Here is a 13,340-nt window from a genome sequence, read left to right as displayed (position 1 = left end):
AAGATGCATGGCAGATGATAATGAAGGCGGCAAGAACAAAAAACTGCTTTTGATTGGTGGCGCGGTTGTAGGGGCTGCCATTCTTTTGGCTCTTGCAGTTGGTGCTACCCTTTATTTTCTCGACCGGGACTCTGATGAAGATGGGGAAAGAAGAACCGGGCTGGGGCGTTCTGAAGTCCAGCTGAATACTGCTTCTTATTATATTTTTGAAGATGCCTTTGTAACTCCCTTGGTTTCTTCTGACCGCCGGCAGCGTTTTCTGCAGGTCTCTCTGGCTATCAAGGGCGATAGTCGTGATGTCACTCGGTCGATAGAAACCCATATGCCGCGCATCAAGAATAACTTGAACCGCCTTTTCACCGGTCAAGATTACCAAACCCTGCAAACACCTGAGGGTAAGCTTCAACTGCAAATCAGTGCAGCAGAAGTTGTTCAGGATATAGTGAGCCGGGATGGTGTAAGAATAGACGAAGTGCTGATTACAGACTTTGTACTCCAGTAACTGCTGCTAGCAGAAGATAATAACTGACAGTTTAAGGTGGTCACTTATGGCAGTTCAGGATCTGCTATCCCAGGACGAAATTGATCTTCTACTTCACGGCGTGGATGACGATGACCTGCCTGATCCTGCGGACGGTGATGCAAATGCTGGTGATGTTCAGAGCTATGACATAACCAGCCAGGACCGCATTGTTCGTGGTCGCATGCCAACGCTTGAAATGATTAATGAGCGTTTTGCTCGCTATACCCGCATTAGTCTTTTTAACCTCCTGCGCCGCAGTGCTCATGTGGCTTCTGGAGGCGTGCAAATCATGAAGTTTGGCGAGTATGTGCACACTCTTTATGTGCCAACCAGTCTCAACCTGGTAAAGATCAGACCCTTAAGGGGTACGTCTTTGTTCGTCATGGATGCCAAGCTGGTGTTCAAGCTGGTGGACAACTTCTTTGGGGGTGATGGTCGCCATGCCAAGATCGAAGGACGTGAATTTACGCCTACAGAAATTCGAATTGTTCAAAAAGTCCTGGAACAGGTTTTTATTGATTTAAAAGAAGCCTGGGCCACTGTTTTGCCGTTAAACTTTGAATACATCGGGTTTGAAGTTAACCCAGCGATGGCCAACATTGTCAGTCCCAGTGAAGTTGTTGTTGTCAGCACCTTCCATATCGAGCTGGATGGCGGTGGTGGTGATTTGCACATTACCATTCCCTATTCCATGATAGAGCCGGTTAGGGAAGAATTGGATTCTGGTGTTCAGTCGGATGTTGATGATATTGATGAGCGCTGGGTAAGGGCGCTGAGAGCCGACATCATGGAAGCCAAAATACCCTTGAATGTGAAGGTGGTAGACAAGGACCTGACTCTCGGTGATATCGTTAATCTGGAAGCAGGTGATATTATTCCTGTTGATTTGCCCGATTACGTTACTTTGCAGGCTAATGGTGTGCCTGTCTATAAATGTAAAATGGGACGCTCAGGTGAAAATCTGGCGCTCAAAATCAAAGAGCAGGTCAGGTTGGTGCGCTAGACGTACTGCCTGTCTGCTGTAATTGTTAAGGGAAAGAATCATGAGCGACGAAGAAAACAACGAAAACCCTGCAGAAGAAAACGAAGACTGGGCCGCAGCGCTGGACGATGAGGCTTCAGCTGACGACGACTGGGCAACAGCTATGGAAGAGCAGTCAGCAAGCGATGATGCTGGCTCTGCTGATGACGACTGGGGTGCCGCCCTGGAAGAGCAGGCCGCTTCTGAAGCCGGTGAAGAAGAACTGACCGAAGATGATATTCAGTCAGCACCCCTTGAATATCTGGAAGATGATTCAGCTGGCTTTGAGGGCGACAATCCCAATCTAGAAGTGATCATGGACATTCCCGTGACCATTGCCATGGAAGTCGGCAACACGGAAATCGCTATACGTAACCTGTTACAGTTAAACCAAGGCTCGGTTATTGAGCTCGACCGTTTGGCTGGTGAGCCCTTGGACGTAAAAGTGAATGGTACGCTGATTGCTCACGGCGAAGTTGTTATGGTCAATGAAAAGTTTGGTATACGTCTAACGGATGTTGTCAGCCCGTCGGAACGTATTAAGCGGTTAAGATAACCCATGATAAGGCTGTGTAAGCGAAGCTTGGTGTTTTTAGGGCGGGCAGTTTATTACTGCCTGCCTTTTGCATTTCTAAGCAGCCCGCTTTTAGCAGAGGTTGAGCGTCGGCAGCTGGGCACAGCAACGGGATCAGCAATGCTTCAGGTCACACTCGGCCTGCTGGTGGTTATTGGACTTATGCTGTTTTTAGCCTGGCTGGCCAAGCGCATGCGTTTGGTGCCAGGTGGTAGTCACCATAACGCCTTGAAGGTGTTGGCTGTACTGCCTTTGAGTAACCGGGAGCGGTTACTGTTGGTTCAGGTTGGCGAACAGCAGCTATTGCTAGGTGTTACCGCTAACCAAATTAACTGTTTGCATGAATTGGATAAACCCTTGGATATAGCTAGTCGCCAAGGGCAGGCTGGCTTTTCACAGCTGCTTAATCAGTGGAAGAAGGGCGGCTTCTCCGGTAACGTCAACAAGGATAATAAGCATGAGGGCTAGGGTTCTACTTACCCTGCTGGGGCTGTTATTTCTTTCTCTGGATGCGGGAGCCAGCCAGCTTCCCGCTTTTGAAGCACTGAGAGTTCAGCCAAATGATGAGGGCGGTGAAACCTATTCGGTGACCATCCAAGTCCTGGCCATAATGACGGCGCTGACTTTCCTGCCAGCAATGTTGATTATGATGACCAGCTTTACCCGAGTAATTGTTGTTTTAGCAATTCTCAGGCAGGCTCTCGGCTTACAGCAAACACCATCCAATCAAATCGTCATCGGTTTGGCCCTGTTTTTGACCTTTTTTATCATGACACCTGTTTGGGAAAGGGTGAACGCTGAGGCTTTGCAGCCTTATTTAGCTGAAGAAGTCACCCCTTTGGAAGCGGTTGAGCTGGCTAAGGCGCCTCTAACTGAATTTATGCTCGCGCAAACCCGGGAAACGGACTTGGATATGTTCGCCCGCATCGGTGGTTATGAGGTTTTTGAATCAGAAGCCGACATTCCCTTTGTGGTTTTGGTGCCAGCTTTTATGACCAGTGAGCTGAAAACAGCCTTTCAGATAGGCTTTATGCTGTTTATACCCTTTCTGATTCTGGATATGGTGGTTGCCAGTATCTTGATGGCTATGGGTATGATGATGTTGTCGCCGATTATCATTTCCCTGCCCTTTAAGATCATGTTGTTTGTGCTCGTGGATGGATGGACCCTGATAATGGGAACTCTGGCGGCTAGTTATGGTTATTAGCGATTCCGGGAGGCAGCTATGACCCCAGAAATTGCCGTAGACTTGCTGCGAGAGGCTCTGTTTATTGTTATTACCATCGTTGCTATTGCCGTGGTGCCGAGCTTGCTGGCTGGTTTGGTGGTTGCGATTTTTCAGGCCGCAACGCAAATTAATGAGCAAACTCTGAGTTTTTTGCCGCGCTTAATGGCAACACTTTTGGCCTTGATTGTTGCTGGTCCAATGATACTACGTATGCTGATGGAGTTCTTTCAGCGTCTAGCCAATGATATCCCCTACTTGATAGGTTAGCCTGATGCCTTTGACAGGTGCCGAACTCACAGCCTGGATAGGGACTTTTCTCTGGCCTTTTTTCCGTGTTGGTGCCTTTTTTATGGCGGCACCTATTTTCAGTGCCAATATGGTACCTGCGCCCATCCGAATTCTCCTGGCCTTCGCGCTAACTTTGATGCTGATGCCTCTGTTGCCACCTATGCCGGTGATGGATGGCTTGTCCCCGCAAACCTGGATACTGGTTGCCCAGCAGATTCTGATCGGTGCCAGCCTGGGATTTATTGTTCAGCTGCTGTTTCAGGTTTTCGTGGTTTTTGGCCAACTGGTGGCCATGCAAATAGGTATGGGGATGGCCCAAATGGCGGACCCGTCCAGTGGTATTAATGTTACTGTGCTCAGCCAGTACACCTTGATCATGACCAACCTGGTGTTCCTTGCTGTAGGTGGGCACCTGGTTGTGATCTATACCCTGGCAGAAAGTTTTACTGTGATTCCGGTCAGTACTGAAGGTTTTACAAGGGATCATGCCTGGCTGATTGCTATTCAGGGTGGTTGGCTCTTTGCTGGCGCTTTGCTAATGGCTTTGCCTATTATTATTGCCAAGCTGGTTGTTAATGTGGCTCTAGGTGTAATTACCCGTGCTTCTCCTCAGCTGAATATCTTTGTAATCGGTTTTCCAACCATGATGATTATCGGCTTAATTGAGCTATGGATCTGGAGCAGCGAGTATCTTTTTCATTTTGATCGTATGGCGCGTGAAATCTTTGATTTGATGCGGATCTGGCTGGAGCTTTAGGCATGGCAGAAAATCAGGACGGTCAGGAAAAAACAGAAGAACCCACGTCGAAACGTAAAGAAGAATCACGTCGTGATGGTGAAGTGGCCCGCTCGAAAGAATTGAGTACGGCGGTGATTCTTCTTTCAGCTGGTATGGCGTTGCTAGTGTTTGGTAGTTGGATGGCGAACCAAGCCTTGGATATCTTTGCCTATAATTTTGAGCTGACCCGTGAAGATGTCATAACTCATGATGCCATGTTCAAGCATTTTGGTGCTTCGGTTTGGTATGCTCTGGGCACTCTTTTACCTTTTTTAATCGTTCTCTTCTTTGCTGGGGCTATTTCTCAGGTGATGGTGGGTGGCTGGAACCTCACTGCCAAGGCCCTAAAGCCTAAATTTAGTAAACTTGACCCTATAGCCGGGATCAAGAAGATTTTCTCTAAGAATTCGTTAATGGAATTTGTTAAATCAGTCGCTAAAGTCCTGTTAGTGGGTGTCACCGCGTTTATAATCATTTATGGACTGAGCGCCGAGTTTGCAACCCTGGGTGCCATGGCTCTGGAGCCTGCCATTGCTAAGGGTAGCTACCTGGTTATCTGGTCTTTTTTGGCAATTAGCCTATCCTTAATTATTGTGGTGTTATTGGATGTGCCCTGGCAGTTGCACCAGCACCGTGAGAAGCTAAAAATGACGCGCCAGGAGGTCAAGGATGAGCATAAAAACACTGAAGGTAAGCCGGAAGTAAAAAGTCGTATTCGACGTATGCAAATGGAAATGGCCCAGCGCCGCATGATGTCAGATGTTCCAGGTGCTGACGTGGTGATTACCAACCCGACTCACTATGCTGTGGCTCTAAAGTATGATGAAGAGGGGAATTCGGCTCCCTTGGTATTGGCCAAGGGCAAGGAACAGGTTGCAGCCAAGATCAGGGAAATCGCCGATTACTACGAGATACCTGTTGTGCAGATGCCACCTCTGGCAAGGGCGGTCTACTTCTCTACTGAAATTGGTAGCGAAATACCTCAGCAGCTGTATATGGCTGTTGCCCAGGTACTGGCGTGGGTTTATCAGATGAAACAGTATCAGGCAGGTAAAGCCAAGAAGCCAGGCAAGCTGCCTGCTATTAAAGTTCCCAAAGAGCTGGACCCAGAAGCAGATTGATTACAATTATCCACAGGAAGGCAAGCACCTTGAGTTTATTTCACCGGGAGAACTTGGCATACTTCTGCGTCGGTGCCCCTGAGGCCCCAAGGCATTAATAATTACCAGGTGATAAATGGATCGAACCCAGTTTCAAGGTGCATTTCGCAGCATCATGCAAAGCCAGATAGCAATTCCTTTATTGCTGCTCTCGCTTTTGGGCATGATGACTCTGCCTATGCCAGTTTTCCTGCTGGATGTCTTCTTCACCTTTAACATTGCCTTTGCCATCGTTATCCTGCTGGTCGCTGTTTATTCATTGAGGCCACTGGACTTTGCAGTTTTTCCGACCATTCTTCTGGTTGCCACGCTGCTGCGCTTGGCTTTGAACGTTGCTTCAACGCGTATCGTACTGCTTAACGGTCACGAAGGTGGTGATGCAGCGGGTAAGGTCATTGAATCCTTTGGCTCGGTACTGATTGGCGGTAACTATGTTGTTGGTTTGATCGTCTTCCTGATCCTGATGATCATCAACTTTGTGGTTATTACCAAGGGTGCGGGACGTATTTCTGAAGTAAGTGCACGCTTTACGCTGGATGCCATGCCCGGTAAGCAGATGGCAATTGATGCCGATCTCAACGCCGGTTTGATTGATCAGGAAGAAGCTAAAAAGCGGCGTGAAGAAATCGCTTCTGAAGCAGATTTCTACGGCTCTATGGACGGTGCCAGTAAATTTGTCCGTGGTGATGCGGTGGCGGGCATTATGATTCTGGTCATCAATATGGTCGGTGGTTTGCTGATCGGGATGCTTCAGCATGGCCTGCCTTTTGCGACGGCATCCGAGCGCTACGTACTCTTGACCATTGGTGATGGTCTGGTAGCGCAGATTCCTTCTTTGATGCTTTCAGTTGCTGCCGCGATTATGGTTACGCGGGTTAACTCCTCACAGAATATATCCACCCAGGTTTCCACCCAGATGTTTGGCACGCCGAAAGCCTTGGCTGTGGCTGCCACCATTATGGTAATTATGGGTTTGGTGCCCGGCATGCCACACGTTGCCTTTCTGGGCCTGGCCAGTGTGGCAGGTGGTGGTGCTTATATGATCCACCGGATTCAGCAAAAGCAGATGCAGGAGTCCCTGGCTGCCGAACAGGCGGCGACTCAGATGCCTATGACCCCTGATCCGGATGTGGTTGATCAAAAAGAATTGAATTGGCAGGATGTTGCGCCTGTTGATCTCTTAGGCTTAGAGGTAGGTTACCGCCTGATACCTCTGGTTGATAAAACCCAGGGTGGCCAGCTTTTGGGAAGAATTAAGGGAATTCGCAAAAAGCTCTCCCAGGATCTTGGATTTTTAATGCCTTCAGTGCATATTCGAGACAATTTGGATCTTACACCCAATAGTTATCGCATTATCCTGAAAGGGGTTACGATAGGTGAGGCAGAAGTTCATCCGGAAAGGGAGATGGCGATTAACCCTGGTCAGGTTTATGGGCCCATTAATGGCATTAAGGGACGAGATCCTGCTTTTGGTCTGGAAGCTGTCTGGATTAACCCCAATCAGCGGGAAGAGGCTCAAACACTGGGTTATACGGTAGTCGATGCGAGTACGGTTATTGCCACCCAGCTCAACCAGATTATGCATGATTACGCACATGAGCTGATCGGCCATGACGATGTGCAGAAGATGCTCGATATGTTGGGAGAAACAGCGCCCAAACTATCTGAGCAATTGATACCCGACAGTGTGAGCCTGTCGGTGCTGTTGAAGGTTTTGCAAAACCTGCTGATCGAGCAAGTGCCGGTTAAGGATTTCAGGTCAATTGCCCAGGCGCTGGTTGAGGCGGCTCACACCACACGTGATCCCATTCAATTAACCACGGCTGTTAGGGTTGCGCTGTCGCGCTCAATTGTTCAGGCTATTACAGGGCCCAGCGACCACTTGGCGGTTATAACTTTGGAGCCGGAACTGGAGCAACTGCTGTTGAAGAGTGTTCAGCAGGCTGCGCAACAGGGTGGCGAGTCGGATCAGCTTATTCTTGAGCCAGCCATGGCTGAAAAACTGCAGCAGTCACTGAGTGAAGTGGCGCAGCAGCAGGAAATGCAGGGTAACCCAGCGGTGCTGGTAACAGCAGCACCGGTCAGGCCAGTAATGGCTCGATTCGTGCGCTATGGTATTCAAAATGTGCATGTGCTTTCTTACCAGGAAATACCCGATAATAAACAAATCACCATCGTAGCAACCATAGGACAATAAGTAGCGTGCAAACCAAGGGGTTTCTAAAATGCGGGTAAAGCGCTTTTTCGGGGCAGACTCCCGTCAGGCGATGCGTCTAGTTCGTGAAGAGTTGGGTGCGGATGCTGTTATTGTTTCCAATCGTAAGGTTGATAACGGTGTAGAAATCGTTTGTGCGCTGGATTATGAGGGTGATGAAACGCCTAAAGACTTCTCGGCAGCGCTTAAGCAGGCTGATCAGGGCGATGCGCTTCAGCAGGAGTTGGATGAAGCAAGACAACGTATTCTTTCGGGTGCTCGTTTCGATACAGGCATGACTGAAAATGCCTTCCAGAAAAAAGCCCGTTTACGCCAGTGGGGCTTGAATGAAGAAGGACACAGTGATCGCGAAGCGGCAACTCACTATACTTCTGAAGATAGCTGGCCGACAGCGAGCAACAAAAAGAATACCAGTACCAATGCTGAAGAGTTAGCTATCAAGGCGATGCAGTCTGAAATCCAGGGCCTGAGAGATTTACTGAAAGAACAGTTGCGCGAAAAAGATGGCGTGAAAAATCCTACCGAAGCTCTGGTTCGTAATCGTCTTTTGGAGGCTGGGTTTAGTCAAAGTTATGTTGCCAAGCTGATGAAGCTGATCCCCTTGAATGGTGATCTGGACAGCCAAAGTGCTTGGCAGTTGGTGCTTAAGCGCCTGGAAAATGAACTACAAACCCTGGATGAAGAGTTTATTGATAAGGGTGGGGTTGTCGCCCTGGTCGGCCCAACAGGCGTCGGTAAAACAACCACGCTAGGTAAGCTGGCTGCGCGCTACGTGCTTAAGCATGGTGCTGATGACTTGGCCCTGGTGACAACGGACTGCTACCGGATTGCTGCCTATGAGCAGCTACGGACCTTTGGAAGGATTCTCGGCGTTAGCGTGCGTGTCGTTGATGAAAACAATGCCTTGGATTTAACACTTAAATCGCTACGCAATAAAAAGTTGATCCTGATTGATACGGCAGGCCTAAATGTGCGTGATCCTAACCTGCAAAGCCAGCTGGGTTTGTTGGCTTCTGCTCAGGCTAGGATAAGGCGTTTTATCGTTTTGCCAGCGATTAGCCAGTCCAGGGTATTGCTTGATACCTATGAGGCTTATCGGGATGCAGGCTTGAATGGGTGTGTTTTGACCAAGCTGGATGAGGCCGTCAATATTGGCGAAGTCTTGGGTTTGGTTCTTGAAAAGCGCTTACCGGTCAGCTACACCACCAATGGACAAAAAATACCAGATGATGTTCGTCTGGCAACACCTTCAACCCTGGTCGGGCGCTTTGCCCGAGATGTGGAGCGAAGTGAAGAACATGATGGTTAGACAGGCTGAAAAATGACTGCTGCCAAGGGTCTTGATCTGTACTCACGTAATCAGCAACTGGCTGATGCCCGTTTGCTTGAGAAATACTCTGCTTTGGTCAGACGTATTGCCTACCATTTACTGGCACGCCTACCGGCAAGTGTCCAGCTGGATGATCTTATGCAATCCGGCAGTATGGGGCTCATTGAAGCTTCAAGAAACTTTGATGCAGAAAAAGGTGCAAGCTTTGAAACCTTTGCATCCATCCGTATTCGTGGAGCCATGCTTGATGAAGTGCGCCGCCACGATTGGGCGCCCAGGTCGGTGCATCGCAATAGTCGGCGCGTGGCCGATGCGATCAAGGCTATCGAAGCCCGTACCGGCCGAGAGCCGCAAGAGCAGGAAATAGCTGAAGAAATGGGGGTATCCCTACAGGAATATCACCAATACTTGGCTGATACGGCTGGCTCACGTCTGTTCAGCTTTGATGAGTTGACCAGTCAAGAGGACTCAGCCTTTGAATTACCGGATAAAACCAATTCCGGACCCTTGGGTGAAGTACAGGAAGCGCATTTCCAGGATTCCCTGGCCAATGCAATTTCAGCTTTGCCTGAGCGTGAACAAATGGTACTTTCTCTGTACTATAACGAAGAACTAAATCTCAAGGAGATAGGTGCTGTTCTAGCTGTCAGTGAATCCCGAGTCAGTCAAATACTGAGCCAGGCTGCTGCCCGGTTACGGACAAAACTTTCAGACTGGAAAAATGTATAGTGTGCCCTTCTTCAGTCAGGGTTGTATTATAATCATTGCTGCTGTTGGCAAGGTTTAACGGAGGTTGCCTTGAATAAAGATATGAAGATTCTCATAGTGGATGATTTTGCCACCATGAGAAGGATTGTAAAAAACCTGCTTCGCGATCTGGGTTTCAACAATACTCATGAAGCAGATGATGGTCTGACCGCCATCCCGATGCTAAATACGGGTAACTTTGACTTTGTCGTGACGGACTGGAATATGCCAGGCATGACAGGCTTTGACCTGTTGAAGCATATTCGTGCTGATCCCGAGCTGAAAGACTTACCTGTACTGATGGTAACAGCAGAATCCAAGCGCGAGCAGATAGTTGCTGCTGCCCAGGCAGGGGTTAACGGCTATATCGTCAAGCCCTTTACTGCTGCAGTACTAAAAGAAAAAATCGAAAAGATTTTTGAGCGCATCGAAAAATAATGGTGCAAAACCTTGTTGTACCCCGTGTTTGGGTGAGTGAATGAGCGATCAGTCAAGCCAGTCAGAAAATTTCGAACAGCTGTTGCGCAGCACAACAGGTGAGCTGATTGAGAAGATTGAGCAGGGAGAGCTGATCGACGCAGTCAACCTCTTGCAGCAGATCAATGATGCAAGAAATAAAAATCTTTATATTGAAGTAGGTCGCCTGACACGCGCGCTGCATGATGCCATCAGGGACTTTCACCTGGATACCTCAGCAGCTGTCGGTAACCAAGAAGAATTTTCTGATATATCGGACGCTGCTGACCGGCTCAACTACGTCATTAAGATGACCCAGGATGCAGCCAACACCACTATGGATAAGGTGGATGAGTGTATCCCGGTAGCTGAAAAACTAGGCCAGGAAGCGAGTGACTTGCGTAGTGAGTGGGCACGCCTCAAGCGACGGGAAATGTCTCCTGAAGAGTTTCGTGATCTCTACAAACGTATGGATCTTTTTCTGGAATCCACTGAACAGCAAGCAGAGCAACTGAGCAGCAATTTCAGTGAAATTACGCTGGCTCAGGGCTACCAGGATTTGACAGGTCAGGTTGTAAAAAAGGTTATCGTCCTGGTGCATGAAGTTGAAGACAGCCTGGTAGAACTCGTCAGAATGGCCAGCCAGGTTGATAAGATAACAGGTATTCGACATGAGAATACCGAACAACAAACCGAGGTCGTCGATGCTACGCCAGCACCAGAAGGTCCGGCTATCAATGCTGAAAAACGTGGCATTGACGTCGTATCAGGTCAGGACGAAGTTGATGACCTTCTCTCCAGTCTCGGGTTTTAAAGGAGCCGATGGATGAGTCTCGATGCAGATCAGGATATTCTGCAGGATTTCTTAGTAGAAGCAGGTGAAATCCTGGAACAGCTCTCTGAACAGTTGGTCGATCTGGAGCAGTCACCAGATGACCCTGAGCTGCTTAACGCCATTTTTCGTGGTTTTCACACCGTGAAAGGTGGTGCTGGCTTTTTGCAGATCACCCCTCTGGTAGACTGCTGCCACAACGCAGAAAATGTTTTTGATACGCTGCGCAAACACCAGCGTTCAGTCACTCCAGAGCTGATGGACACAGTGCTTAGTGCTTTGGATAGTGTCAATGAAATGTTCGAAACGGTCCGTGGCGATGAAATGCCTGAGCCTGCGGATGCTTCCATCCTTGAAGCCCTTGCCTACTATGCTAAGCCTGAAAATGAAGCTGGCGAGCCGCCACAAGCAGTTACTGAGCAAACAGAGCAGGCCACGAGCCCTCAAGAAGACAGCGGCGATGAAGCGAGCCCTGGTGATGAGGGTGATATTACCGATGAAGAATACGAAGCTTTGCTTAATGCCCTGAGCCCTGAAGACAAGGCAGCGATGGCTAAAGAGCAACCTCCCAAAAAGCCAGCACAGCCTGCAGCTTCAGCACCCGGTGACGATGAAATCACCGAGGAAGAATTTGATAAGCTGTTGGATGAGTTGCACGGCAAGGGTAAAGGACCGGGCGCTGTTCCTAAAGCTGAAGAGCCTGCCAAGCCTGCTTCGTCCCCGGCTGCTGGTGATGATGAAATTACCGAGGAAGAATTCGACAAGCTGCTCGACGAGCTTCACGGTAAAGGTAAGGGCCCAGGTACGGCCGGATCGGCTCAAAAACCTGCAGCGCCTGCGCCCAAGCCAGCCGCTCCCAAGAAACCAGCCGAGGACACGGAAAGTCAGGCCAAACCACCGGCTACCCAGGCCAAGCCGCCCGCCAAAAAAGAGGCCGCAGCGGATAGCACCGTTCGCGTTGATACCTCACGCCTTGATGAAATTATGAACATGGTAGGTGAGCTGGTGTTGGTGCGTAACCGTCTGGTGCGTCTGGGTTCTGATAGTACCGATAGTGAGCTAGCCAAGGCTGTAGCCAATCTTGATGTGGTTACTGCGGATTTGCAGACCTCGGTCATGAAAACCCGTATGCAGCCGGTCAAGAAGGTCTTTGGTCGCTTCCCACGTATCATCCGGGATCTGTCACGTAAGATGAATAAGGAAATTCGTCTGGAAATGATCGGTGAAGACACCGACCTGGATAAAAACCTGGTTGAAGCCTTGGCTGATCCCATGGTCCACCTGGTTCGCAACTCAGCTGACCATGGTATTGAACAGCCTGAAGAGCGCGAGAAGAAAGGCAAACCCAGAGAAGGTAAAGTCATTCTGGCTGCTGAACAGGAAGGTGACCATATTCTGTTGACCATTTCTGACGATGGCGCAGGAATGGACCCTGAAGTGCTCAAACGCAAGGCAGTGGAAAAAGGTCAGCTGGATCAGGATGCGGCCGACCGCCTTAGCGACCAGGAAGCCTTCAATCTTATTTTTGCTGCTGGTCTCTCGACCAAGGATGAAATTTCCGATGTATCGGGTCGGGGTGTCGGTATGGACGTGGTTAAAACCAAGATCTCTCAGCTGAATGGGACCATTAATGTTTGGTCGGAGTTGGGTAAGGGCAGCAAGATTATTATCAAGGTGCCTTTGACTCTGGCGATCATGCCGACACTGATGATCAAGCTACAAGATCAGACCTTTGCCCTGCCTCTGGTTAATGTCAATGAAATCTTCCAGCTGGATATTTCACGCGCTAACAAGATTGATGGCCAGGAAGTCATTATCATTCGCGAACGTACCCTGCCGCTCTTTTATTTGCGTCGCTGGTTGGTTCGTGATCCTGCCAAGCGTGAGATTTCTAAGGAAGAACTCAAAGAAGCCCATGTTGTTGTGGTATCTATAGGTAACCAGCAGGTTGGCTTCGTAGTTGATGACTTGATTGGCCAGGAAGAAGTGGTTATCAAACCCTTGGGGCAAATGCTGCACGGTACTCCTGGTTTAGCTGGGGCTACGATTACCGGTGACGGTCGTATTGCTTTGATTCTGGATATTCCGGGGCTGTTGAAAAACTATACCGGACGCCGTTGATTAACGTGTTGCTTGACTGAATAGCAAATGGCCCTGGATCAGGGCCATCAGATAATTGTTTGGGAGA

14 protein-coding genes are annotated in these 13,340 nt (G+C 49.1%); all 14 read left to right on the top strand.

Annotation, left to right across the window (positions count from 1 at the left end; genetic code table 11):
* Nucleotides 1-7: 7 nt before the first annotated feature.
* The 14 genes from BM185_RS08465 (at nucleotide 8) to BM185_RS08400 (ending at nucleotide 13,273) form a co-directional block, all read left to right on the top strand.
* Nucleotides 8-502, top strand: coding sequence for a flagellar basal body-associated FliL family protein (locus tag BM185_RS08465; protein ID WP_091962072.1), 495 nt, complete (start codon nucleotides 8-10; stop codon nucleotides 500-502).
* A 46-nt stretch (nucleotides 503-548) separates the two neighbouring features.
* A complete protein-coding gene (gene fliM, locus BM185_RS08460; protein ID WP_091962070.1) occupies nucleotides 549-1,526 on the top strand; it encodes a flagellar motor switch protein FliM in 978 nt (325 codons plus the stop codon).
* A 40-nt stretch (nucleotides 1,527-1,566) separates the two neighbouring features.
* Nucleotides 1,567-2,100 (top strand): flagellar motor switch protein FliN, encoded by a 534-nt coding sequence (fliN, locus tag BM185_RS08455; RefSeq protein ID WP_091962067.1) that lies wholly within the window; start codon nucleotides 1,567-1,569, stop codon nucleotides 2,098-2,100.
* A gap of 138 nt (nucleotides 2,101-2,238) precedes the next feature.
* Nucleotides 2,239-2,586, top strand: coding sequence for a flagellar biosynthetic protein FliO (fliO, locus tag BM185_RS08450; RefSeq protein WP_177203515.1), 348 nt, complete (start codon nucleotides 2,239-2,241; stop codon nucleotides 2,584-2,586).
* A complete protein-coding gene (fliP, locus tag BM185_RS08445) occupies nucleotides 2,576-3,325 on the top strand; it encodes a flagellar type III secretion system pore protein FliP (protein ID WP_091962062.1) in 750 nt (249 codons plus the stop codon). Before fliO ends, fliP begins: the two co-directional genes overlap by 11 nt.
* An 18-nt stretch (nucleotides 3,326-3,343) precedes the next feature.
* Nucleotides 3,344-3,613, top strand: coding sequence for a flagellar biosynthesis protein FliQ (gene fliQ, locus BM185_RS08440; protein ID WP_091962059.1), 270 nt, complete (start codon nucleotides 3,344-3,346; stop codon nucleotides 3,611-3,613).
* A 4-nt stretch (nucleotides 3,614-3,617) separates the two neighbouring features.
* The gene (fliR, locus tag BM185_RS08435) at nucleotides 3,618-4,391 is read left to right on the top strand and encodes a flagellar biosynthetic protein FliR (RefSeq protein ID WP_091962056.1); all 774 of its coding nucleotides are present in this window, start codon (nucleotides 3,618-3,620) and stop codon (nucleotides 4,389-4,391) included.
* A 2-nt stretch (nucleotides 4,392-4,393) separates the two neighbouring features.
* Complete coding sequence (flhB, locus tag BM185_RS08430) at nucleotides 4,394-5,533, top strand: flagellar biosynthesis protein FlhB (RefSeq protein ID WP_091962053.1); 1,140 nt, start codon at nucleotides 4,394-4,396, stop codon at nucleotides 5,531-5,533.
* Nucleotides 5,534-5,648: 115 nt separating this feature from the next.
* Nucleotides 5,649-7,769 (top strand): flagellar biosynthesis protein FlhA, encoded by a 2,121-nt coding sequence (flhA, locus tag BM185_RS08425; RefSeq protein ID WP_091962050.1) that lies wholly within the window; start codon nucleotides 5,649-5,651, stop codon nucleotides 7,767-7,769.
* Nucleotides 7,770-7,797: 28 nt separating this feature from the next.
* On the top strand, nucleotides 7,798-9,096 hold the full coding sequence (gene flhF / locus BM185_RS08420) for a flagellar biosynthesis GTPase FlhF (protein WP_091962047.1): 1,299 nt from the start codon (nucleotides 7,798-7,800) through the stop codon (nucleotides 9,094-9,096).
* A gap of 12 nt (nucleotides 9,097-9,108) precedes the next feature.
* Nucleotides 9,109-9,846 carry an RNA polymerase sigma factor FliA gene (locus tag BM185_RS08415; protein WP_091962045.1) on the top strand — a complete coding sequence of 246 codons (738 nt, stop codon included), beginning with the start codon at nucleotides 9,109-9,111 and terminating at the stop codon, nucleotides 9,844-9,846.
* An 81-nt stretch (nucleotides 9,847-9,927) separates the two neighbouring features.
* A complete protein-coding gene (gene cheY, locus BM185_RS08410) occupies nucleotides 9,928-10,302 on the top strand; it encodes a chemotaxis response regulator CheY (RefSeq protein ID WP_425434203.1) in 375 nt (124 codons plus the stop codon).
* Between the two features lie 40 nt (nucleotides 10,303-10,342).
* Nucleotides 10,343-11,134: a protein phosphatase CheZ gene (locus BM185_RS08405; protein WP_091962040.1), complete on the top strand. Its 792-nt coding sequence runs from the start codon at nucleotides 10,343-10,345 to the stop codon at nucleotides 11,132-11,134.
* Nucleotides 11,135-11,146: 12 nt separating this feature from the next.
* On the top strand, nucleotides 11,147-13,273 hold the full coding sequence (locus BM185_RS08400; protein ID WP_091962038.1) for a chemotaxis protein CheA: 2,127 nt from the start codon (nucleotides 11,147-11,149) through the stop codon (nucleotides 13,271-13,273).
* Nucleotides 13,274-13,340 lie beyond the last annotated feature (67 nt).

Source organism: Marinospirillum celere (assembly GCF_900112235.1).
GTDB lineage: Bacteria > Pseudomonadota > Gammaproteobacteria > Pseudomonadales > Halomonadaceae > Marinospirillum > Marinospirillum celere.
This window is presented reverse-complemented; position numbering and strand designations above follow the sequence as displayed.